We start from the raw sequence: 23,941 nt of genomic DNA on the forward strand, positions 1-23,941 counted from the left end.
GTTTCCTCAACAGCCCCAGCCCTCTGAAATCTTTATCAACACACACCTGTCCGCCTACAAAAAATTTATAAGCAGTTAAAACTTTGCCCTGGTACTGGCTTTTATGAAATTCCCTGAACATAGGTTCAAGACTGGGCAATTGTTTTTCCATAGCAGCTGTCATAGCCAGGTTATAGCCAATTACTTTATTTTGATGCAACGCAATAACCTGCGGTATTTGTGATGCCATTTGCCGCAATAATTCAATGGTGTGTTCAGCAAAAACAAAGCCCTGCTGATCTTGCTCTTCAGCGGTTAATGATTTGTATAGGTTTTGATTTTGAAGCGCTATAATTTGTTCAAAATGTTCGATGGTGGTAGCTGCCTGGAAAGTTATTGCCGCTAAGATATCCTTGTTCATAGTTTGGCAAATGTCTTTATTTTAACCGAATTTGTGCAATCATAAATAAGACTGAATTATTGGGCGCATGTCATAAAAACAATTGTCAGTGAATATTTTTCCTGATGCGGCTTAACGATTGAGGCGTGATGCCCAAATAAGAGGCCACATCGCTTAATGGCACGCGAAGTGCTATATCGGCCTGTCGCATCATAAAAAGCCTGTAGCGGGTGGTTGAATCCTGCCCAAGGTAGGCATTCCTGATTTGTATTTTATCAAGCAGCGCCTGCTGTGTTATATCATCAATCAAACTTTTTAAATAGGGCAACTGCTCATATAAGGCCATCAGTTTGGCGTGGCTTATTTCCAACACATATGCCTTGCATGCCGCCTGGATACTTTCCTGCGCAGGCACCTGGTTATTAAAGCTGTTTAATATGGTGCAAAATTGGTTTTCTTTTAAAAAATAGTGGGTAACCTCGTTTCCCTTTTCGTTATGCATCACAATTCGCAGCACACCCTCTACAATGAAAAATCGTTGGCGGCAAACATTTCCGCCTTTAAACAGGTAATAACCTTCTTCAAATGTGCGGGCTTCAAATGCATTGCTTATAACTTCCTGATCCTGGAGCGAAATATGTCTGAATAGCTGCAAAAACGAAATGAGTTTATTGGGCATGTTCAAATTTGTAACATTTTAAACTATCGGCAAAAATAAATTATTATTTAGCTCGGTCTTCGTCGGCTACTTCAAGCCAGCCATCCTTATTTACAAGGTATTTAGAAAAACTTTCAGGCCGTTGGGCCTTAGTGATAGTTTTATTGTTCGGGGTTGAGGGGCCACGCAGAACGAATATCAGCGCAACAAGAAGTGCAATAGCAGTTAATAAAGCAATCATTATAAAATAGATTTTTAGCCGCGACCGTTAAGATCGCGATAGCCTGATTATTAAACATAATGATTGGTTGAGACCTTTTATAGCTTAATACCGGGGCGATTAATTCCGGCGGTTAAACCATCTCATGCCCTAATATAGGTAAACGCCGTAAAAGTTAAAAGGAAAGCTCTCCGAATTTTTAGCTGCTACAAATAAAAATGACTTTTTTTTAGCTTAAAGTGTTAACCGCCTGCACCAAAAAAAGAATATTTCTGCTCCTGGAGATTCGGATTATACTGATGATATACTTTGGCTGTATACAAAAATGATGTAGTAGCAATTGATTAACAACCAATTACGTGTGCCTACTATAAAAATATAAATTGCGTGTGTGCACTATAATTTAAGTAGCTTTGAATTGTTATGCGGTAATATTATTCGCGGGAGTAGCTGTCCCTTATTACCCTGGTTTCAAAACAACAAATTACATACATAGAATAAGATCAGGATCTATTATTTTCCTGTTCTTGAAAAATTTTAAAAGCCCCCTGTAAACGAATACCTACAGGGGCTTTATTTTTATATAGATAAGCATATCATGGAAGAAAGAAAGTATTTAACTACCTGGAAAAGGTACATGCCGGTTATCCGTTTGCATTTGAAGAAAAGCCTGACCGAAGATCAGCAATTCAAACTGAACATTACCGATTTTGAATCTGCGGGAGATCGTGGAAAATCAGGTTACACGTTCAATATCAATATGGAAAACGGCAAGGTTACTAATAACATCAGCGGATCGGCCGTAGCGCGCGATTTGTTTGAAGCCATAAAAGGTGACGATGCTGTTAAGGCAATGTTGCTGGATAAAAATGTTAAAATAAGTGTTGGTAAGTCGTTTGTGCTGAGCATCAAAACTACCCACCTTTCAACTTACAGGTAGAGCCGGAGTAAGCTAAAGGCGAAAAGCTCAAAGCTGCTGCGAATCGGTAATAAACAATATCAAGGGAGTAACCAACAGGCTATTTCCTTTTTTTATGCGGTTTGTTTTTGGTCGAATTATGAGATTTTGTCGATGCCTTCTTGCCCTTTTTGTTTGCTTTTAGGTATATTTTATGATGTCGGCCATGTTTTTCGGCAATGCGCACTTTCCTGATCACAGGTGCAAAATCAATCGCCTCCGGGTGGGCCTGTGGATTGAATGGGTTAAAATAATAAATATCGGCGGCATCCCAGTTTTTTAAACCTGCCTGTACCCGTTCGGTAAATGCAGCCTCGTTTTTCACCTCCGGTGCAGTCCATCCAGCTTCGGCCAGGCCGGCAATCCGTGGGAAGAGCATAAAATCCAGGCGCTTCTCTGAAGCTATTTTCTCTGTCCAGATGTTGGCCTGCACGCCAATGATTTGGTTTGACACAAGCTGATCGGCTGCCAATTGCCTGTCGGGAAAGTTATAAATATCTGTATACCGGTTAAATACGCCCTTCCAGTTACGGCCCGAAATATGGGTGCCATCCTGTAAAAAATCGAGATATAGTGGCAAGCGTGGGCATAACACTACCTGGTAGTTTTTCTGCAACGCAAGGCTTAGCTGGCCCGGCAGGTTTTGCCGCCACCAAAAAATGATGGTTTTGCCAGCCGGGAGGTCGGTTTGGGTTGCCTCGTCCCAGGCCAGTATTTTACTGCCCATATTGGTTACGCTATCGGTCATCCGTTTAAAAAAATAACGTTCCAGCGTGCCAACGTCAGCAAAACCTTTATTCTGCATCATCCAGGCAATGGCGGTATCTAACGACCATGCTTTAATGCCCAAAACAACCTCGTCGCCACCCAGATGGATCATTTTCGACGGAAAAAGGGCGGTCGTTTCCTTGATGACATTGGCTAAATACTGGTAGGTTTCCTCTTTAGCCGGGTTAAATGTAAAGTTGGGGTAGCCAGCTACGCTCCCACCCGAGTACTCGGGATAAGCTTTGTTGGCAGCCGTAGCATGGCCAGGCATATCAATCTCCGGAATTACGGTGATAAAACGCTGAGCCGCGTAACTAACTACCTCTTTTATATCGTTCTGGCTATAAAACATAGGAATAGCCTCGGCCGAGGTATCGCTATAGTCACCTACCCCGCCAACTGATGTTAACCTGGGATATTTTTTTATTTCAATACGCCAGCCCTGTACATCGGTAAGGTGCCAGTGAAACTTGTTAAGCTTGTAATAGGCCATCCAGTCCAATATTTGCTTAACTTTCTGCTTGCCAAAGAAATGTCGCGATTCGTCAAGCATTAAACCACGCCATTGGTAACGGGGTGCGTCGGTTATTTCTGTGGATGCAAGCACAACGTTTTGATACTCACGGGCGTCCGTTGCATCAGTTGATGCAAGGGTAAGGTTATCACCCTCTTTAGGATTATCTTTAATAAGCTGTAAAAGCGATATTAAGCCATAAAAAACACCTTCTTTATTTGAGGACGATATCGTTATCTGCTCGGGCGTAATCTTTAGCGCGTACGCGCCAATAGCTTGGTTTGTATTTGTTAAAATGAGTTTTATGGTGCTTTTTGAATTACCGTTGTTTATCGCAGGTGATAAACCTTTCGCTTTAAATAACTCTTTTTGAAAATAAATAGCCAAAGCGGTTAATGAAGTATCGCTGATACCAATGGCTGAATGATTATTGATACTGATTTGCCCTGAGCCGCTTACAACCAACCGCGGCTGCGGGATGATGTTTAAGTTTTGTGCTTTCAGATATCCGGATAAAAGGAGCAGCGCTATTAAGAATTTAAATTTCATTAAAAAATAAGTCAAATTATTGGGGCTGCGCTATGATAGGGATTTTATGCTAAATCGAGGTAATTTATTTGCAATATGTCGAAACAGGTGCATTCAATCTTGTCGAGGCCGGGCGCACACCTAAACGAGGGAGCCCTATGATTAGGTCTCTACCAAAAAAACCGGTCGTATTTTAATACGACCGGCCTACGAATGTTTAGTAGTAAGCTGACGGAACTCATTATCCCAATCAACTTAATCAACTGCTCACCAAATAATTACTTCCATCCCCCACCCAATGAACGGTAAAGTTCGGCGGTAGCACTTAGTTCATCTCTTTTAATAGTAGCAAGCGCCAATTCGCCTTGCAATACATTGCCCTGGGCTGTTATTACCTCAAGGTAGTTGGCCAGGCCGTTTTTAAACAGCATGCTGGCGTTTGTTGTTGCTTGCTGCAGAGTTTTTACACGGTTTGCAGCAATAGCTTGTTCCTGTTTCAGCTTATCAATTTTAACCAGGGCGTCAGATACCTCGCCAACCGCATTTAATACGGATTGCCTGAACTGTAGTACCGTTTTTTCGCGATCTATTTGTGCAACTTTGTAGGTGGTGCTTAATTGCTTATGATCAAGCAAAGGTGTTGCTATGCTACCGGCTACTATACCAAACAATGAAGCAGGGATGTTAAACCAATTGCTGGCCTTAAAGGAGTTAACGCCACCGCTTGCAGTGATTCTTAAAGCCGGGTACATTTCAGATTTGGTAATACCCACTTTGGCGTTAGCAATAGTTAAAGCCAGTTCCTGTGTCCTGATGTCGGGCCTGCGGCTGATGATGGCCGATGGTACCCCGGCAGTTAGCGTTTCAGGGAATTTAACATCATTTAATGTGCCGTTGCGCTCAACAGCATCAGGTAAGCGGCCTGCCAAAATACTCAGGGCATTTTCCTGTACGGCTACGTTCCTTTCAAACTGTGGCACAAGCTGGGCCGCTGCCTGTTGTTGCGCCTCTGCCTGTTGAACGGCCAGTAAAGTTACCTGGCCGGCGTCATATTGTAAACGAATGATCCGGATGGTACTGTCATTCAGTTTAACATTCTTTTTGGCTATATCCAATTGCGCATCAAGCATCAGCAGGTTGTAATAACCTTGCGATACGTTTGCAACGATGTTGGTTTGAATAGCCTTTTTTGCTTCGGCTGTTTGCAGGTATTCTGCAAGGGCCTGGCGACTTTGGTTACGAATTTTGCCCCAGATATCGGCTTCCCATGAAAGGGCCAGGTTAGCAGAATAATCTTCTACATGTTTGGTGCCTATATTGTATTGGCTGATGCTTAACCCTGTTAGGCTGTTATCGCTTGGGCGACTGGTATTAGCCGTAACATTAAGCGCAACTTCTGGCACGTAGTTCCATTTAACCTGTTTAAACAGCAACTGCGCGGCGTCGATATTTTTAACCGCTATTTGCATATCATAGTTTTTGGCTATGGCGCTATCAATCAGTTTCTGCAGGGTTGCATCTGTAAAAAAGTTTTTCCACTGTATATCGGCTATGCTGCTGGTATCGGCGGTGGTTATGGCAGCGGCGTTCCTGAAAGCAACCGGCAGCTCTGGTTTGGGTGTTTCCACATCTTTTGATACTTTACAAGCGCTTAAAAAGGCCGTAAGTAATACAAAAGCTAATGGAGTTATATAACGTTTCATTTTTTGTTGTTTTGAAAGAGTCAAGAGTCAAGAATCAAGACGGAAGGCAATCTTCAATCCTATTATTCTGTAACTTTTCCTTTTCTATCTTGACTCTTGATTCTTAACTCTTGATTCTATTCTTAATTATTCTGTAGTTCCAATTTTTTAGGGTCAATTGCATGCCCTTTTTTGTGGCCTGGCCCGTCACCGTTCAGCACGGCCAATGGTACACCGCTGATTCGCTCCTGCAATCCCTGGAATATGACAAACAATACCGGGATGATGAACAATCCTAAAATTACACCTGAAACCATCCCGCCGGCTGCACCTATACTGATAGAGTGGTTACCTTGTGCCGATGGCCCTGTTGCAATACTCATCGGGAACAAACCGAATACGAAAGCCAGCGACGTCATGATGATTGGGCGTATCCTCAGCCTTGCAGCCTCAATTGCCGATTCAACCAAACCATGCCCGGCTTTTCGACGCTGCACCGCGAATTCCACAATAAGGATAGCATTTTTGGCCAGCAAACCGATGAGCATGATTAAAGCAACCTGCACATAAATGTTGTTTTCGATACCGGTTAAACCTAATACCACAAACACACCTAAAATACCTGTAGGGATGGAAAGGATAACTGCCAACGGTAAAATATAGCTTTCATACTGTGCTGATAATAAGAAATATACAAATACCAAACAAAGCATAAAGATAATAGCCGACTGACCGCCCGAAGCAATCTCCTCACGGGTTTGACCGGCAAACTCATAGGCAAAGCCGGTAGGCAGTTGTTCCTGTGCTGTTTCCTGTATAGCTTTAATGGCATCACCAGAACTATAACCCGGTTTTGGGATAGCGTTGATCTCGATAGAGTTGAACAGGTTATAACGCGAAGCGGTTTCTGAACCATATACACGGGTTAGTTTAACCAGTGTATTGATAGGTACACTTTCGCCGGTTTTATTTTTAACAAATACCCTGTCTATTGCCGAAGGATCTGTTCTGTCCGCAGTGTCAGCCTGTACTACCACCCGGTAGTATTTACCAAAGCGGTTAAAATCTGATGCCTGGGCAGTACCAAAATACGCCTGCATAGTTTGTAAAATGTCTTTAACATTTACGCCCAACTGGCCGGCCTTTTCATCATCAATTTCTAATTGTAACTGAGGATAATCTGCTTTATAAGATGTAAAGGCATAAGCTATTGCTGGTTTCTGCATCAGCTTTCCTATAAAATTATTGGCAACACCACTAAATTTATCCAGCTTACCGTTGGTTTTATCCTGTAGTACCACATCCATGGCCTCTACGTTGCTAAAGCCTGGCACCGTTGGAAAACTGAACACGAAGAAAGTGCCGCCAGGTATGCCGCCTAATCTTCCTCTAACAATATTCTGTATCTCGTCAATATTTTTAACTGCTCCCCGGTCTTCATTTGGCTTTAATAAGAGGAAGATTACACCGGCAGATGGACTGCTGGATTGGGTTAAAAAGTTAAAACCAGACAACGCGGTAACAAACCTTGCCGATGGTAAAGTTTTCAGCTGATCTTCGGCTTGTTTAAAGATTTTATTGGTACCGCTTAATGATGTACCGGATGGCGTGCTAACAGCGATGGCCACAAAGCCTTGGTCTTCAGTTGGGATAAAGCCCGTTTTTGTTCTGTTTACCAGGTAAACTGTTGCTGCAATTACCAACACTAACCCGCCTATGCTTAGCCACTTTTTATTGATTAGGAATTTTAAGCCACCTACGTACCTGTTGGTCATATAATTAAAACCACCATTGAAGCCTGCATAAAATTTATCTACAAAACCTTTTTTAGGTGCGGCATGGCCATCTGCGCTATGCTTGTTCTTCAAGAACAGTGCTGCCAGGGCCGGGCTTAAGGTTAATGCGTTAACAGCCGATATAATAATAGCTATAGCCATAGTTAACGCAAACTGGCGGTAAAATATACCTGTTGAGCCTACCATGAAGCTAACCGGTAAAAACACCGCAGCCATAACCAGCGTAATAGATATAATAGCGCCTGTAATTTCGTGCATAGCCTCGGTAGTTGCCGCCTTAGGGGTTAGGCTTGGGTCGTGCTCCATTTTGGCATGTACGGCCTCCACCACCACAATGGCATCATCCACCACAATACCTATGGCCAGCACCAGGGCAAACAGGGTTAAAAGGTTAACCGAGAAGCCAAACAAATTCATGAAGAAGAATGTACCGATAATAGCTACCGGAACAGCTATAGCCGGGATCAATGTCGACCTGAAATCCTGAAGGAATATAAATACTACGATAAATACCAATATAAAAGCCTCAACCAAGGTATGTTCAACCTGGTTTATTGATTCATCAAGATCGGTTTTGGTACGATAGAACTGGTTGTATTTGATACCAGCCGGGAAATCCTTTGATAGTTTTTCCATCAGCTTATCAATACCAATCTGAATTTCATTGGCATTTGAGCCCGAAAGTTGTATAATACCTACAATTATACCATCGTGACCGTTCAGGTTACTTACGCTGTTGTAAGAGTAAGCACCCAGCTCAACTCGGGCCACATCTTTTAAATGCAGTACAGAACCATCTGCATTTGCGCGGATAGCAATGTTCTGGTACTCTTCTGGTTTGGTAAGTTTACCTTTGTATTTAATTACATATTCAAAAGCCTCGTTGCTGCGCTCGCCAAATCTGCCCGGGGCGGCTTCAAGGTTTTTGTCCTGTATAGCTGCCATAACTTCGGCAGGCGTAACTTTGTAAGCTGCCATTTGGCCTGGGTTAAGCCAAACACGCATGGAGTAATCTTTAATACCACCAAATATACTGGCCGATCCTACACCCGGAATACGTTTAATTTCGGGCACAATGTTAATCTGTGCATAGTTGGCCACAAAGGTTTGATCGTATTTTTTAGGATCTTCTGAGTAGATAGCCATGGCACCAATGAAGCTATTTTGCTGTTTGGTTGTGGTTATACCATATTGAACAACCTCGGCCGGTAACTGGCTTGTGGCTTGCGAAACACGGTTTTGAACGTTTACAGCTGCCTGATCGGGGTTGGTACCTTGTTTAAAGTAAACGGTAATACCTAATGTACCGTCGTTACTGGCGGTAGAGGTCATATAGGTCATATTTTCCACACCGTTAATCGCTTCTTCTAACGAAGGCGTAACAGAACGTAAAATAGTCTCGGCATTGGCGCCAGGGTAAACAGCCGATACCAATACCGCCGGAGGGGCAATATTCGGGAACCGCTCTAAGGGCAGTTTTGTTAAACCAAGTACACCTACTATCACCAATAATATGGAGATAACGGTTGAAAGTACTGGTCTTTCTATAAATTTCTGTAACATGATTTTGATTTTTTATTTCGGATTTCGGAAGTTCGATTTCGGATTTATACCAGTGCTGCATATCATTCGTAATTGAATAATATCAATAACAACCAATTAAACCTTTTACCTTTGGCCTTTTACCTAAATCCTGACTCTTGATTCTTAACTCTTGATTCTTATTTTAAAGCAGCAACCTTATCAGTAGCCTTTTGAGGCGCTATTACCATACCTTCGGCTAAGTGGTCCATGCCGCTTAGTACAATCTGGTCGCCGGCTTTAAGGCCATCTTTAACAAGGTAATTTTCGCCGCTTTTGCCTACTATGTTGATAGGTACTTTTTTCACTTTATTGCTATCGGCAAGGGCGAAAACAAACACTTTATCCTGCATTTCGACAGTGGCCGACTCCGGCACTATCAACGCATCTGTATGTTGTAAGCTTAAACGTACTTTACCTGTATTACCGGCACGTAACAAACCATCCGGATTGGCAAAATTCGCCCTGATGGTAATAGCGCCTGTGTTTTTATCAAACTGGCCGTCTATTACATCTATTTTACCTTGTTTGGCGTATTGGCTGCCATCGGCTAATAGTAATGACACCGTAGGCAAGTGCTGTAACTTTTCTTTTAAAGTTGTGCCAGGGTATTGTTCTTTAAAGGCTACAAAATCTTTTTCGCCCAAAGAGAAGTAAACATGTACATCATGCACATCAGATAACTGGGTTAGAGCTTCCACATCCTGCGGGGTAACCAGGCTTCCCTGTTTTTTCAGCAAACGACCGATATAGCCGCTAACTGGTGCTTTTATTAAAGTATAGCCCAAGTTGATCTGTGCGGTTGATACATTTGCCTTAGCCGATTCGATATTAGCTTTAGCAACCTGCAGGCTGGCTTTTGCGGTTTTTAACTGGTAATCAGATACTACCTTGTTTTCAACCAGCGGTGTAAGCTTGTCAACTTCAAGTTGCGCATTACCTGCAGCAGCTTCGGCTGCGTGTAAGCTTGCCAGGGCATTGTTTAAGGCAGCGCGGTAAGGCTGCTCATTTATTTTAAATATAGGCTGGCCGGCACTTACAAAAGCACCTTCGTCAACAAATACTTTGTCTAAAGCACCACTTACCTGCGGGCGAACTTCTACGTTAACAGTACCTTCTATTGATGCCGGATATTCCTGGTAAGTAGTTTGTGTGCCCGATGTTATTGCGGCAACGGGTAATGCCGGCGGTGGTGGCGCCTGCTGTGTTTGCGGCTTGGGCGAACAGCCATATAATGTAAGTGCTAAAAGCGCTAATGGGATAATTTTCATGATACTTAATTTTAAAGGTGATAGATAGTGTAGTGATTTGATGCCTTGCGGCGGGTAGATATATGTGGAGTTAATTGTTTTCATTATTGAAATACTATATATGTGCTATTTTTATTGAAATGATAACCTTGAAATTTTAGCCCTGCCCTCTCCAAAGGAGAGGGTTCTTGACTTGCATGTTTTTTAAAGTCCTCTCCTTTGGAGAGGATTAGGTGAGGCTAACTTATTATGAGCGTACTTGTTAACCGCGCTAACGTTTAGTTGTTAAACCAGCATTAATCTGATTGTTAGATAATCTAACACTGTTAACTAACGCTATGTAGAAGTTGATATCCATGGCGATGTTGTTAATTGTTTTATATTGACTTAATTTTAGTTTAACAGTGTTAAATCATTTAACACTGTTACTTTTTGAGCAAAAATTACTCAGGTTTTATCGACCTGATGATACCGGTGATGGCATCCATTAGTACCTGCCGATTGATATCATCTGATGAACCACGGCTTAATAAGTTGATAGATACCAAGCCATGAACTACCGACCAGAAGGTGTAATACTTAGTACAGATAATATCCGACTCCGGATTGTCTATATGCATCACTTTGCCTATCACATCGGTGAACAGATCCCAGGGCATCACAGATTCTTCCAGTTTGTTTATTTCTTCGCAACAACAATTGGTTGTAACGCCAAACATAATCTGGTAAAGCTCTTTGTTGGCAAAGGCAAAATTCCAATAGGCAAGCCACATAGCCTCCAGTTGTTTTTCTGGCAGTGCATGTTGTTCGTGAGCTGCCCTCAGGTCTTTGGCTAATAACAGGTAGCCTTTGCGGGCAAGTTCCAGCAAAATAGCTTCTTTATTAGCGTAATATTCATATATGATAGGAGCGGTGTATTCAATTACATCGGCAATTTTACGCATACTTAAAGCCTGCCATCCCTCCTCTTTAACAATCTGGAGCGCGGCATCCAGGATATTGATCCTGGTTTCGTCTTTTAAGCGTTGAATACGTTCTTTACTGGCCATTTTATTTACGCCTTAAATTATTTAACAGCGTTAAGCAAATATACAGCTGTTTATTTAGGCATAGTACCATCTGTTTGTCAAATTGAGATCATGGAATTGTCAGGAGGAGCCCCCTAACCCCCTGAAGGGGGAACTTTTTGATTTGCGTAGAGGTTTTTTCTTAAAGCGTCCCCTTCAGGGGAGGTTTGGAGGGGCTATCTACTTTTTCATTAAATAGGCCAGTTGCCCCATGTGGTAGCCCTGGTGAACTGTTCTGTTGATGAGGATATTCAGTTTGTTGCGATGTGGTTCTTTTGCAAAATCTTCGGCAGGTATGGCGCTGTGTTTGGTAAACCAATCTTCGGGCTGCATGGCGTCAAATTTTTGTTTAAGGGTAGTGTTTACGTTGTGCCAGGCAGCTTTGATATCGGCTATCGGCGGTTTTTCCAGCCCTGAGGTATCGGAGTTTTTCAGGAATATCTCATCCAGCTGCGGATAAAGCCTGTCGCCAAGTTCTAAATAGGTGAACAGGCCGTCGCTTACCGCGGTCAAATGCCCTAAAAGATAGGTGCCGCTGTTACGGTCGGGCGCGGTAAAGCCGGCAATTTGCTCGTCGGTTAGCTTTTCCAGCAACGCGTTAAGGCGGGTGTTTTGCAACTCCCAGTTTGATATGGCTATTTTAATGAATAAAGCGGTGGTTGTTTCCTGTTGAGCTTCCATGATAAATTTATATTGATATATAATAGTGTTGTGTTATCTATAAATTGATATTTAGTTTTTAGCCCAAAGTCGTAAATTGTAAGTACAGAAATAAGAAAGATAGACTTACGGCTACCGACTTTGTGCTGCTTACTTAGTAAGCTACCTGCCAGCCATTAAATGGCTTTACAGTAGCACAATTGGGGCTTCCGTCTTTGGCGGTTCCGGCTACGTTTGTTTTAAGCGTTAAAGCCGCCTCCGCATTTAGCTGATCGATGATCTCCCAGGTTATTCCGGCCATCGGAATTTTGAGCCTCCTGTTCCAGGGGCTAACCTGCCCGGCCAGCGTGCCGATATCGAGGTAAATAAAGTTACCCATATAGGGACCCTGTATAAATGGCCCGCCGAACTTTGGCGAAGCATCTTTGAGCCTATCACCTTTTGTGGTTACCGTTAAATAAAAATCCAGGTCGCCCGAGTCGGTTTGCTGGATTTGTACAGTTTCATATTTATTACCCGATCCCTTTTGCAGGCCAAAGGCTACCCCCGGAGTGGGTTTTTCGAGGATGATATGAAGAGATAGTTCCATGGTTTTATTTGAATTTGATTAGTTTCAATAAACAACGGTTAAGATACTGAAATCGCAAACTATATCTTTGATCCCTAAGTGTGATTTTAATATCATTTAATTTGTCTGAACTCGAATTAAGCGAATTTTTAGAATTTCTCGAATCAGCTTTTTTAATTCTGTAAATTCAGGTTCAAACCAAACTTTTAATCGTTCAATCGCTTTATGTAATCCAAAAACATATATAAGGCCTTCTTCTTCTCTTCGGTTAAATCGAAATCAATTTTTACCATCAGGTAATCAACAATATCAAAGTCATCACGCATAGGCAACTCTTTAAATAACTCATGCCGATGATCCAGACCGTATTTCAGGGCGGCGTTAAATTCCTGCATAAAATCATGCGGGATTGGTTTGTTGGCTATCCAGCCTGCAAACATGAACGGCAGACCGGTGAACTTTTGCCATTCTTCGGCCAGATCATATACATATTTATACTGGTCTTTTTTGCCAAAGGTACGGTCGCCTATTTGAACAAAAGCCGTATCTAAATCGGTCGACAAGCTGTAGTTTGGTGCAGCCTCAATTAACTCCGGGCTGATTTTCCAATAGTTTTTGAGCAGTACACGCGCCAGGTTATTAGATGAGCGCGATTCGGGATCAAGCTGTAGGTACTTAATATCGTGTACCGGGCAATTACTGAATATAAACACCGAGTTTACCGCACCAACGGCACCAATACAGTAATCGGATACTATTTCCCAGTTGGGCAGGCTTAATGTGGCCGCCACAGGAATAAGGCCGATATCCACCACGTCATCAATGAGTTTTTGGGCACAGTCAGTTGGGGTGTCCAAGCTTAGTTCTATTTTATCTACAAAACCGGTATGTTGAAGGCCGTATATAAAGGGTTTGGTATTGGTGTAGCTTACTGCTGATATTCTGATCTTTTTCACAAGAAACGTTCTCTTTCAGGATTGTTTTAAATGTTCGGCATTGTTAAAATCTACGATAGCAAATTGTTGGCCATCATAAACAACTTTGTATAAAACCAAATTTTGATGTGGGAAGTTATCCATTTCGCTCAATGGTTTGCCGGTTAAAATACAAAGCAATAAACGCATGGCGCGGCCATGCATGCAAACCAGCACAGTTTTTTCTTCGGGATGGCTCATGATCACTTCCAAAGCTTCGCGCTGGCGGATTTCTACTTCGTTGGGGCTCTCGCCGCCTTCAAATTTGCTATCGAGGTTTCCATCTAGCCAATCGCGCATAATTTGCAAAAACGCAGCTTTGTTTTCCGGTGTGGGCAGTTGGCCCTCATGTATACCCCAGGCCAGCTCATCAAGGCCTGAAAGCCTTTCAAAAGGCAATCCGCCATCCAAAAAAGGCTGAATGCTTTGCTTTGTACGTTTTAGCGCAGATATATATGCTTTATCAAAAGGTACATATTTATAAGCCGCATAAAACTGTTGTGCCTGTTTGCGGCCCTCATCGTTTAGGTCGGTATCAACCCCCCTGCCCTGGATAATTCCCAATTTGTTGTACTCAGTTTGGCCGTGACGTACTATGTATAAGGTTTTTTGCATTTTCTAGCTGAAAGCTGAAAGCACAAGGCTTAAAGCTTTTTTATTGTTGTTATATTATTTATGTGGACAACTCCAGGCAGCCCTTTCATTTTTGCTTTCAGCTTTTAGCCATCCGCCTTAAGCACTTTTATTTTTGCTTTGTGCTTTAAGCCTTCTGCTTTAGGCTTTTGTTTAGCTTAATTGATTACCGGCAGCTTGTAATATTGAGGCTTTGGCTGGGTTTCAGGAAATTTAAAATCATTGTAATCGGTAACTACGTTATAAAGCGTATCGCGCTCAATAGGGTACCTGCCTATATGCTTAATCAGTTCAACCAGTTGTTTGGTGCTCATACCGGGGTGCTGCTCTTCGGCACCTGCCATCGAGTAAATTTTGGTGGTATCGTCAAGCGTACCGTCAATATCATCTACCCCAAAATTAAGCGAAAGCTGCGCCGTGGTGCGGCTGATCATGGCCCAATAGGCCTTTATATGATCGAAATTATCCAAATAAATCCTCGCGACAGCATAATTACGCAAATCTTCAACAACAGTTGATTCGGGTACGTGCGACATCTGGTTATCCTGGTTGCGAAATTTCAACGGGATAAATGTTTGAAAACCACCTGTTTTATCCTGCAGCTGGCGTAAACGTTCCATATGGTCAACCCGGTGATGGAATTTTTCGATATGGCCGTAAAGCATGGTGGCGTTTGAGCGGCCGCCTAACTTGTGCCATTCCTCGTGTATGGCCAGCCATTGGTCGCCGGTACATTTATCTTTTGAAATCAGATCACGAACCTCGGGATGGAAGATTTCTGCGCCGCCACCTGGTATAGAGCCTAAACCGGCCTCCATCATCAGGCGCATGCCCGTGGCGTAGTCAATTTTGGCTTTTTTGAAAATGTAGTGGTATTCAACCGGCGTTAACGCCTTGATGTGCAATTCGGGGCGATGGGCACGTATGCGGCTGAAAAGCTCCTGGTAAAAAGGGACATCATATTGCGGTAGTACGCCACCTACAATATGTACTTCGGTTACCGGTTCGTCATCGTATTTGGTTACCATGTTAAACATTTCGTCCATTGTATACTCCCAGCCTTCGGCTTTTTGTTTAAGCAGGCGCGAGTACGAACAAAATTTGCAATCGTAAACACAAAGATTGGTAGGCTCGATATGGAAATTACGGTTGAAATAAGTTTTATCGCCATGGCGCTTTTCGCGGATGTAGTTGGCTAAAACACCAAGGTAACCAAGATCGCCTTGCTCATATAACGTAACACCTTCATCAAAGGTAATCCTTTCGCTGCGCTGTACCTTTTCGGCAATGTGCTTTAAATCAGCAGGCAGGTCGGGATTTTGTAATAATAACTGTAAATTATGCTCAGCTTCCATTCAAAAAACTTTGAACAAATGTAGTAAAAAAGCGGAAAGCTTAAAGCCAAAGGCCTAAAGCAAGGGGCATCTTTACAATAAGATTATGAGTGGGGAAAGCTTAAAGCCGAAGGCTGAATGCAAAAAGCAAATTGGAGAAAGCCGAAAGCTTAAGGCTGAAAGCAAAAAGCTTAAAACAAGAATTGGAATAGCTTTCGGCTTTTAGCTTATAAAGCGGTTATGGTTGTAATATTCACGCCTCTAAAGCAATCGTCGGCGCAATTATGCGGCACATAGCCGCAGTCGGAAATAAGGCCGTTGTTTTTGGCTTCAAATATGATATCATTGGTTGAGGCATCAACCTTAAGCCATTCGGTACGGGCCTTTAAGTAAATGTCATCTATGGTTAGTGCTTCGGCGGCATCATTTGGGTGTGTATTTATGGTGGCAGCATCCTCATGCCAGGTTTCAGCGGTATCAACTTTATTGGTACCATCATTACGTGATTGTATCCGGATATAATCACGCGAAACAACCTTGCCATTACTTACGGCTACTTTGATAGTAACACCAAACCCTACCCATGAACCAAAAACTGTTGTATAGGAATAAGAGTTTTTTGAGCTGTTTTTGAAGCTTATCCAGGCTTTATAGCTGGCATCGTATTCGCTTTGTTTGGCGATGTTTTCTTTTTTACAGGCAGTGGCCGTTAATAACAGGACAATTGTAAGCAGGTACAGGTTTTTCATGTTATGTTTTTTAACAATTACGCAAAATTTACACGGCCCGCTACAACACATTACAAATAATCTTATTTACTTTGAAGGCACAACAACATCAGCAATAATGAAAACTGAAACTATAGCTATCCACGCAGGCAACCACGTAGACGGATCATCAAAAGCCGTAATACAACCTATCGTTATGTCGACTACTTTTGAACGTGGCGAAGACGGCGGCTTTCCCGGCGGGCATATTTACAGCAGGGCATCGAACCCTAACCGAGCGTTGCTTGAAAACGTTATAGCCAAATTAGAGAGTGGCGCCGATGCAGCTTCATTTTCATCTGGTAACGCGGCGGGCATGTCGGTATTCCAGTCGCTGGCCCCCGGTACACATATTATTTGYCCGGATGATATGTACCACGGTTTGCGTAATCAGCTTAAAAACCTATTTGCGGGTATTTTAACTTTTGATTTTGTTGATGTTAACGATATTGAGGTTTTGACTCAACATATCAAGCCCGAAACCGGGGTGATTTGGGTTGAGACGCCGTCAAACCCGTTGCTCAAGATCACCGATATTAAAAAAGTAGTTGCCTTTGCCAGGGCAAATAACATTAAAGTTGTTGTTGACAATACCTTTGCCACGCCTATATGCCAGCAACCATTAGCTTTGGGTGCCGATATAGTAATGCACTCGGCCACCAAATATTTTGGAGGGCACAGCGATTTAATGGGCGGCGCATTAATCACCGCCGAAAAAAGCGATTGGTGGGCAAAAATACGACAGGTACAGGAAATGGGTGGCGCTATCCCCTCCCCAACCGACTGCTACTGGCTGGTGCGCAGTATTAAAACCCTGCCTTACCGGGTTAAGGGCCATGTACACAATGCGCAACTGTTAGCTGAGTTTTTAGAGCAGCACCCTAAAGTAGAGCAAGTATTATATCCCGGCCTGCCATCGCACCCGCAGCATGAGATTGCCAAAGAGCAGATGCTGGCCTTCGGCGGCATGCTTTCGTTTATTATTAAGGGCGATGAAAACGATACGCACAACATCATCAACAAACTCAAAATATTTACCAAAGCAACCAGCTTAGGCGGTGTGGAAAGCCTAATTGAGCACCGCGCAACCGTAGAAGGCCCCGACACTAAAACACCAAGGAATTTATTGCGGGTTTCGGTTGGGTTAGAACATATTGATGATTTGGTGGAAGATTTGGAGCAAGCCCTTTTCGAAAGGTAAAGGGAAAAAGGTATATTTAGGATAAGATTTGACGTGAGAAATCTTTTTCATTTATTGCTTTTCATGCTGCCTACATCTTCGTTAAAAAGCAGTTTTGACCGCTAAATTTACCATCTCTTCCGCATATTGATTGGTTTTGTGACCACTAATTCGTGTGGTTATTATTGGCATATCTTTGTATATGGCAGCTATCCGCTGTTCGAATTTATCTTTCATATTTACAAACCTGCCCGGATTTTTATAGTAGTACTCTACAGCGCACAAGCGGGCTGCAGGGTTTTTGCTAAAAAGAAACATATAATCAGTTTCTGGCGTTAGCTTGCTTTTTACGGCGTTGAAATTAATCCGACTATCTAACTGGATCAAGAAATAGCCCATTACAAGATAATAGCCGTAGGTAGTCCCGGAAAAAGGTGTCATTAAAAACCGTAGCTGTTTATTTTTCGAGACAATTTTAACACTGTCGTTTAGTGGTTTTGACATCCCATCATAGTTAAAATAGACCGGTTCAGAATGTGTTTCCTGCTTAAATTTAAATAAAGGAGAACATATTTTTTTATACCTGGCATTTAGGAGGGCGTTATACGGTATGCCGGCATCTAACTTATAACTTATCAACGAATCTTTAAAAAATATAAACTGATAACCTATTCGCAGGTAGTCTGATTCATAAATCCTTGAGACCTCAGAATACCCAAAGCCAATATCCTCCATTGCATGTTTTGACGTAATAAGCAGATTGAGCACCCCCGCGGGATTTGTTTTATAGGTATCAGCCAGTTTTCTGATAAAAAGAGAATCAGCAGTAACAACCTGTTGGTTTACGTTTTCTACTTTTTCCCTCTCCTGCCCAAACATCATGGTTGTTGAACAGCAAATGAAAATTACAAAAGCGAAAAACTTATTCATGCAATGGTTTATTGGCGATACAAGATAATAAAATTTGGCATTTAAAAACAATCCTTCGCCACGGTCTATGCCCTCTCAGACCGCTATTCCAGATGTTGTCGCTTGGATTAGATAATTCGACTACTAATCGGAAAGATGCCTGTGAGGATACAGGCATCGGAGCAACAACAAAGATTTTGACACAAAAACCTTTTACCTTTCGCCTTTTACCTTTACTCTTCGCCTCTTAATAAAAATAAAATTTGGTATTTAAATAAATATCCGCTTATCTTTGGGACATTATTTGGTAGCGATACCATAGTCAATCAATTCTCCGCATAGTTCGGGTATTGATTTATAAAGAAGCGGCGAGAGATCAGGCTCAATGACCCGCTGGCAACCCTTCAGTTTTGAAGAAGGTGCCAATTCCTGTCCCGGCAAATAACACCGGGGGATATAAATTTATAGCCATGAAAAGTTTAATTACAATTACTACAAGCAACATTTTTAATACCCAAAACATTAACATACAACGCATTAGCCCAATTATCGGCTGCATTTGTATGTGTTGCTGCTGTTGATGCTTTAATACGTTCATTTTTCAATCCCTGAAAACATACGTGTTGTAAAACTGGTAAACATTTTATCAGCTTGTCAAAAATCCATCTAAACAACAAAATTTAATTATAACCTTTTAAAAATCTACAACTATGTCAGCCTTAAAATTCGAAACCTTACAATTACACGCCGGCCAGGAAGTTGACCCTACTACAGGTTCACGCGCGGTACCACTTTATCAAACTACATCGTACGTATTTAAAAACGCCGAGCATGGCGCCAACCTGTTTGCCCTTAAAGAGTTTGGCAATATTTATACCCGTTTGATGAACCCCACTACCGATGTGTTTGAAAAACGCATTGCCGCTTTAGAAGGTGGCGTTGCGGCTTTAGCCACCGCATCGGGTCAGGCCGCCCAGTTTATAGCGTTAAATAACATCTTACAAGTCGGCGATAATTTTGTGACCTCACCATTTTTATATGGCGGCACTTATAATCAGTTTAAAGTTGCGTTTAAACGCTTAGGCATTGATGTTCGTTTTGCCAAAGACGACACCGCCGAAAGCCTTGAAGCTTTAATAGATGATAAAACCAAGGCCATTTACCTGGAAACTATAGGTAACCCTGGCTTTACAATTGCCGATTTTGATAAAGTTGGCGCATTGGCCAAAAAGCACGATCTGCCGCTGATTGTTGATAATACTTTTGGAGCAGGCGGCTATTTGTTCCGTCCGTTGGAGCATGGCGCAAGCGTGGTGGTACAATCAACCACCAAATGGATTGGCGGTCATGGTACCAGCATTGGTGGCGTTATTGTTGATGGCGGCAACTACAACTGGGGCAACGGCAAGTTTCCGCAGTTCACCGAGCCTTCTGAAGGTTACCACGGGTTGGTTTTTGCCGATGTATTTGGCATTGGCGGTCCGTTTGGCAACATTCAGTTTATTATTCGTGCCCGTGTAGAAGGCTTGCGCGATTTTGGCCCTTCGCAATCGCCATTTAATTCATGGCTGAATATACAGGGACTGGAAACACTATCATTACGGGTGCAACGCCATGTAGATAATACACTGGAACTGGCTAAATGGCTTGACCAGCATCCGCAGGTAGCATCAGTAAACTATCCGGGATTAGCATCATCGCCATACCACGAATTAGCAAAAAAATACCTGAAAAATGGTTTCGGAGCTGTGTTATCTTTCGAGATTGATGGCGATAAAGAAGCAGCGGGTAAATTAATAGATAGCCTGAAACTGGTGAGTCATTTAGCCAATGTGGGCGATGCTAAAACGCTCATCATACAGCCATCGGCCACAACACATCAGCAGCTATCTGATGAAGAACAGCTATCGGCAGGCGTTACCCCAACATCGTTAAGGGTAGCGGTTGGTATTGAGCATATTGACGATATAAAAGCAGATTTTGAACAGGCATTTGCCAAAATAAAAGAGGCGCAGGCCGAATTGGTTTAAAGTCTTAAGTCGAAAGTCTTAAGTTCTGAGTTAAAAAAATAACGACTTAGAACTTAAGACTCAAGACTTTCGACTGAAAGTAAGATAGAATGAACACAGAAATATTTAAGTACACACAAACTTTTGAGCTGGAATCTGGCGAACAACTACAGCAACTGGAGATAGGCTTTCATACTTATGGCCGCTTAAACCAAGAGCGGGACAACGTGGTGTGGGTATGCCACGCCCTGACAGCCAATGCCGATGTTTTTGATTGGTGGAAAGGTTTTGTGGGCACTGCAAATAAATTTAACCCCGAAGAACATTTTATAGTTTGTGCCAATATTTTGGGTTCGCCATATGGTACAACTAATCCGGTAAGCACAAATCCGGAAACTGGTTTGCCATATTTTTTAACATTCCCCCAGTTTACTATCAGGGATATCGTTAAGGGCCACCAGTTATTAGCCGACCATTTGGGCGTGGGCAATATTCATATCCTTATTGGTGGCTCATTGGGCGGCCAGCAGGCTATTGAATGGGGTATCATCCAACCAAACCGTATCAAAAATCTTATTTTGATAGCCACCAACGCACGGCATTCGCCATGGGGTATCGCGTTTAATGAGTCGCAGCGTTTGGCTTTAAGTGCCGACGCCACTTTTAACAATAACACTATTGAAGGCGGCCAAAACGGCTTAAAGGCCGCCAGGAGTATAGCGCTGCTCTCCTACCGTACCTATAAAACTTACGGTATTACACAGCAGGAGGAGATTGATAGCAAAACCGATAATTTTAAGGCATCAACCTACCAGGAATACCAGGGCCAAAAACTGGTGAACCGGTTTAATGCCTACAGCTACTGGTATTTAACCAAGGTGATGGACTCGCACAACGTAGGCCGCGGCCGTAACGGTGTTGAGAAAGCATTAAGCCTTATAAAAGCCCGTACGCTGGTTATCGGTATCAAGTCAGATGTGTTATTCCCCATCGAAGAGCAGGAATACCTGTTCAGGCATATTCCTAAATCGGCCTTTGCCGAATTGGATTCGTTTTATGGCCACGATGGTTTTTTAATTGAAACAGAAGCATTAACAAATATTATCACATCGTTTTTTAAAACTGATGTAAAAGGAAAAATTATAGAATTGCAACGTACAGCGTAATGAGTAAAAAGTTAAGTATAGGATTATTTGGATTTGGCGTAGTTGGACAGGGATTATATGATATCATCAAGACAAAAAATTTAAACATCGAAATTGTAAAATTTGCTATTAAGGATCCGCACAAAGAGCGCTCCCTGCCGGCACATTTATTTACAACAGATAAAGACGAGTTGCTAAACAACCCGGAGATTAATACCATTGTAGAATTGATTAACGATACCGAGGCTGCTTTTGAAATTGTATCAAGGGCATTAAGCAGCGGGAAAAACGTGGTATCGGCCAGTAAAAAAATGATAGCGCTTCATTTAGAAGAGCTGATTGAGCTACAGCACAAACATGGCACTTCATTATTATACGAAGGCGCGGTTTGCGGTAGTATCCCTATTATCCGTAACCTGGAAGAGTATTATGATAATGAACTGCTACACTCCATAAGCGGAATTTTTAACGGATCATCAAATTATATCTTATCTAAAGGCTTTATTGAAGGCCTGGATTATGATAGTGCCCTTAAACAGGCGCAAGACCTTGGTTTTGCCGAAACCGACCCTACCAGCGACGTAGGTGGTTACGATGCCAAATACAAGTTGGTTATTGCTGCGGCACATGCCTATGGCGTAATAGTACAGCCAGATGAAGTTTTCAATTTGGGCATTCAGAACCTTGCTGCCCAGGATTTACAATACGCCCGCGAAAAGAACCTGAAAATTAAACTGGTTCCGGTAGCTAAAGAATTGGACGATAGCAACGTGGCCATGTTTGTATTGCCTAAATTTGTTAACAGTACCGAGTTTTTATATAACGTGGAGTACGAGTACAATGGGGTAACGGTACAAGCCGCCTTTGCCGATCAGCAATTCTTTTTCGGAAAAGGCGCCGGTGGCCACCCTACCGGTTCGGCCGTGCTATCAGATATAGCCGCGTTGCGCTATAGCTACCAATACGAGTACAAAAAAGCCAAAGAAAAAACAGGACTTCAATTTACCAACGATGTGGAGTTTGATATCTATTTAAGGTATGATGACGAGCGATTGGTAGAAGATTTGAAATTTATTTCGATAAAAGAACGCTATTATTCTGGCGATTATAAATTTGTTATCGGAAAAGTTAATTTACAAAGCCTCATTGATAACCAATTGCAAATAACCGAAGGAAAGGCGTTTGTTGCCTTTGCCGGCCAGCTTACCGGCGTTAGCCTGGCATCGATATAAGTGAAAGCCTGAATAATTTAAAGCAAATTTTGCTTTGTTAGCTTATAACAAAAGAAAGGGTATCCGTTTTGGGTACCCTTTCTTTGTGTTATAAAAATTTATTTTGTTATACAGCCCGATAGTGCACCGGCTCCTGGTATATCATTATCAGGCAGATCGGCAAAGCTGCCATCCTCATGCAAAACTTTTAGGTTTTTTCTGTTGGGGCCATTCCTTTCAAGCGTATGATTACCCGCAGTCATATCCACATTAGTGCCATCGCCCCTCATCCACGTGTTGTTAGCCTGGTTTTGGTCTAGTTCTCCATACTTTCTCATGATCTTATCCTCCTTTATATTTTAGGTTATTAATTCTAAAACTATTCATAGCTATGAATTCAGTTGGTGATAAGTCTGGGCACCCTCTTTTGTAGCTGGGATTTTATCCTCGTTATATAAAATATAAACTCATTATTGTTCTATATATTATCCCGAAAGAGCGATAAAGAAGAGGCCGGCCGGTACGGATAGCCCCTCCTTATTTTCAAGCAGCGAGTTCTGTTTGGTTAGTAAAGCCGACTGGTCGCCGGCACGATTTTACAATCATCGCCAATAATAATTTCAAGCTCGTAAACCTATATACCTTCGGTACCCGGCTCATGTCCTACCATGCGCCCTGTTGTACGGCCCTGCGGGCGGCTGGCAAAATCGGTTTTAGCTGGCCCAACTGATGGAAACTCTTTCTTATTTGGTGGGGTTACATCAGTTTGTTCGCTGTAAGATGTATCGGCGCTTCTGGTAGGCTGATCAACTTCTACCTGGCTATGGCTACCTACACCTTCTGTCCTGGTTTTACGTTCTTCGGGAGTTTCGTTTGGATACTCGTCGGTTACATCAAACTCTTCGTCCAAATCATTGCCATCGTCTTCTAAGTCGCGGTTAGCGTTATAGGCATTGGCATTGTTTACAGAAGCTGACCCGGTATTTTGGTAATCACTATCCTGGTTTTCCCAGGTTTCATTATGCATATTCATAGGTTTTAATTTTAGTTGTTAATTAATAAACCCATTGAAATAGCATATTGTTTTCTAATTAAGAAAATAACTTTCGGTAGTATATGCAGATTTTAGATGTGCAGAACGGATATAGTT

22 protein-coding genes and 1 riboswitch are annotated in these 23,941 nt (G+C 42.4%); of the genes, 5 read left to right on the top strand and 17 right to left on the bottom strand.

Annotated elements, in window-relative coordinates; translation table 11 throughout:
* The 3 genes from AC1DU2_RS23410 to AC1DU2_RS23420 form a co-directional block, all read right to left on the bottom strand.
* Positions 1-400, bottom strand: a 400-nt coding sequence (locus AC1DU2_RS23410; RefSeq protein ID WP_477387292.1) for a GNAT family N-acetyltransferase, incomplete at its 3' end; no start/stop codon positions are given.
* Between the two features lie 85 nt (positions 401-485).
* Positions 486-1,058: a Crp/Fnr family transcriptional regulator gene (locus AC1DU2_RS23415; protein WP_477365505.1), complete on the bottom strand. Its 573-nt coding sequence runs from the start codon at positions 1,056-1,058 to the stop codon at positions 486-488.
* 43 nt (positions 1,059-1,101) lie between these two features.
* The gene (locus tag AC1DU2_RS23420; protein ID WP_477365503.1) at positions 1,102-1,278 is read right to left on the bottom strand and encodes a hypothetical protein; all 177 of its coding nucleotides are present in this window, start codon (positions 1,276-1,278) and stop codon (positions 1,102-1,104) included.
* A gap of 577 nt (positions 1,279-1,855) precedes the next feature.
* On the opposite strand from AC1DU2_RS23420, the gene AC1DU2_RS23425 reads away from it, so the two are divergent.
* Positions 1,856-2,197: a hypothetical protein gene (locus AC1DU2_RS23425; protein ID WP_090647651.1), complete on the top strand. Its 342-nt coding sequence runs from the start codon at positions 1,856-1,858 to the stop codon at positions 2,195-2,197.
* Between the two features lie 79 nt (positions 2,198-2,276).
* On the opposite strand, the gene AC1DU2_RS23430 is transcribed toward AC1DU2_RS23425, so the two are convergent.
* The 11 genes from AC1DU2_RS23430 to AC1DU2_RS23480 all read right to left on the bottom strand — a co-directional run bounded on the left by AC1DU2_RS23430 (position 2,277) and on the right by AC1DU2_RS23480 (position 16,319).
* Positions 2,277-4,046, bottom strand: a complete 1,770-nt coding sequence (locus AC1DU2_RS23430) for a beta-N-acetylhexosaminidase (protein ID WP_477387294.1) — start codon at positions 4,044-4,046, stop codon at positions 2,277-2,279.
* A gap of 257 nt (positions 4,047-4,303) precedes the next feature.
* Positions 4,304-5,728 carry an efflux transporter outer membrane subunit gene (locus AC1DU2_RS23435; protein WP_477387296.1) on the bottom strand — a complete coding sequence of 475 codons (1,425 nt, stop codon included), beginning with the start codon at positions 5,726-5,728 and terminating at the stop codon, positions 4,304-4,306.
* 122 nt (positions 5,729-5,850) lie between these two features.
* Positions 5,851-9,066 (bottom strand): efflux RND transporter permease subunit, encoded by a 3,216-nt coding sequence (locus AC1DU2_RS23440; protein ID WP_477387298.1) that lies wholly within the window; start codon positions 9,064-9,066, stop codon positions 5,851-5,853.
* A gap of 158 nt (positions 9,067-9,224) precedes the next feature.
* Entirely contained in the window at positions 9,225-10,355 is a 1,131-nt protein-coding gene (locus AC1DU2_RS23445) for an efflux RND transporter periplasmic adaptor subunit (RefSeq protein ID WP_477387300.1), read from the bottom strand.
* Between the two features lie 422 nt (positions 10,356-10,777).
* Positions 10,778-11,383 (bottom strand): TetR/AcrR family transcriptional regulator, encoded by a 606-nt coding sequence (locus tag AC1DU2_RS23450; protein WP_477365488.1) that lies wholly within the window; start codon positions 11,381-11,383, stop codon positions 10,778-10,780.
* Positions 11,384-11,581: 198 nt separating this feature from the next.
* The gene (locus tag AC1DU2_RS23455) at positions 11,582-12,082 is read right to left on the bottom strand and encodes a DinB family protein (RefSeq protein WP_477387302.1); all 501 of its coding nucleotides are present in this window, start codon (positions 12,080-12,082) and stop codon (positions 11,582-11,584) included.
* A 133-nt stretch (positions 12,083-12,215) separates the two neighbouring features.
* Positions 12,216-12,650: a DUF5990 family protein gene (locus AC1DU2_RS23460; protein WP_477387304.1), complete on the bottom strand. Its 435-nt coding sequence runs from the start codon at positions 12,648-12,650 to the stop codon at positions 12,216-12,218.
* Positions 12,651-12,835: 185 nt separating this feature from the next.
* Positions 12,836-13,585, bottom strand: coding sequence for a menaquinone biosynthetic enzyme MqnA/MqnD family protein (locus AC1DU2_RS23465; RefSeq protein WP_477387306.1), 750 nt, complete (start codon positions 13,583-13,585; stop codon positions 12,836-12,838).
* A gap of 15 nt (positions 13,586-13,600) precedes the next feature.
* Positions 13,601-14,218, bottom strand: coding sequence for a histidine phosphatase family protein (locus AC1DU2_RS23470; protein WP_477387308.1), 618 nt, complete (start codon positions 14,216-14,218; stop codon positions 13,601-13,603).
* Between the two features lie 176 nt (positions 14,219-14,394).
* Positions 14,395-15,591, bottom strand: coding sequence for an aminofutalosine synthase MqnE (mqnE, locus tag AC1DU2_RS23475; RefSeq protein ID WP_477365473.1), 1,197 nt, complete (start codon positions 15,589-15,591; stop codon positions 14,395-14,397).
* A gap of 206 nt (positions 15,592-15,797) precedes the next feature.
* Positions 15,798-16,319: a hypothetical protein gene (locus AC1DU2_RS23480; protein ID WP_477387310.1), complete on the bottom strand. Its 522-nt coding sequence runs from the start codon at positions 16,317-16,319 to the stop codon at positions 15,798-15,800.
* 97 nt (positions 16,320-16,416) lie between these two features.
* Between AC1DU2_RS23480 and AC1DU2_RS23485 the strand changes: the two genes are divergently transcribed.
* Positions 16,417-17,538, top strand: coding sequence for a trans-sulfuration enzyme family protein (locus AC1DU2_RS23485; protein WP_477387312.1), 1,122 nt, complete (start codon positions 16,417-16,419; stop codon positions 17,536-17,538).
* A gap of 81 nt (positions 17,539-17,619) precedes the next feature.
* Here AC1DU2_RS23485 and AC1DU2_RS23490 read toward each other — a convergent pair whose 3' ends face one another.
* On the bottom strand, positions 17,620-18,447 hold the full coding sequence (locus tag AC1DU2_RS23490) for a hypothetical protein (protein ID WP_477387314.1): 828 nt from the start codon (positions 18,445-18,447) through the stop codon (positions 17,620-17,622).
* 331 nt (positions 18,448-18,778) lie between these two features.
* A riboswitch (SAM riboswitch) is annotated at positions 18,779-18,889 on the top strand.
* Positions 18,890-19,136: 247 nt separating this feature from the next.
* Here AC1DU2_RS23490 and AC1DU2_RS23495 point away from each other — a divergent pair.
* From AC1DU2_RS23495 to AC1DU2_RS23505, 3 genes are all read left to right on the top strand, one after another.
* Positions 19,137-20,456, top strand: coding sequence for an O-acetylhomoserine aminocarboxypropyltransferase/cysteine synthase family protein (locus tag AC1DU2_RS23495; protein ID WP_477365461.1), 1,320 nt, complete (start codon positions 19,137-19,139; stop codon positions 20,454-20,456).
* A gap of 89 nt (positions 20,457-20,545) precedes the next feature.
* On the top strand, positions 20,546-21,601 hold the full coding sequence (locus AC1DU2_RS23500) for a homoserine O-acetyltransferase family protein (RefSeq protein ID WP_477387316.1): 1,056 nt from the start codon (positions 20,546-20,548) through the stop codon (positions 21,599-21,601).
* Positions 21,601-22,812 carry a homoserine dehydrogenase gene (locus AC1DU2_RS23505; RefSeq protein WP_477387318.1) on the top strand — a complete coding sequence of 404 codons (1,212 nt, stop codon included), beginning with the start codon at positions 21,601-21,603 and terminating at the stop codon, positions 22,810-22,812. Before AC1DU2_RS23500 ends, AC1DU2_RS23505 begins: the two co-directional genes overlap by 1 nt.
* A 98-nt stretch (positions 22,813-22,910) precedes the next feature.
* Here AC1DU2_RS23505 and AC1DU2_RS23510 read toward each other — a convergent pair whose 3' ends face one another.
* Positions 22,911-23,129 carry a hypothetical protein gene (locus AC1DU2_RS23510; protein ID WP_477387320.1) on the bottom strand — a complete coding sequence of 73 codons (219 nt, stop codon included), beginning with the start codon at positions 23,127-23,129 and terminating at the stop codon, positions 22,911-22,913.
* Between the two features lie 296 nt (positions 23,130-23,425).
* Positions 23,426-23,824: a hypothetical protein gene (locus AC1DU2_RS23515; RefSeq protein ID WP_477387322.1), complete on the bottom strand. Its 399-nt coding sequence runs from the start codon at positions 23,822-23,824 to the stop codon at positions 23,426-23,428.
* Positions 23,825-23,941 lie beyond the last annotated feature (117 nt).

The organism is Mucilaginibacter sp. P4_C11, assembly GCF_056402115.1.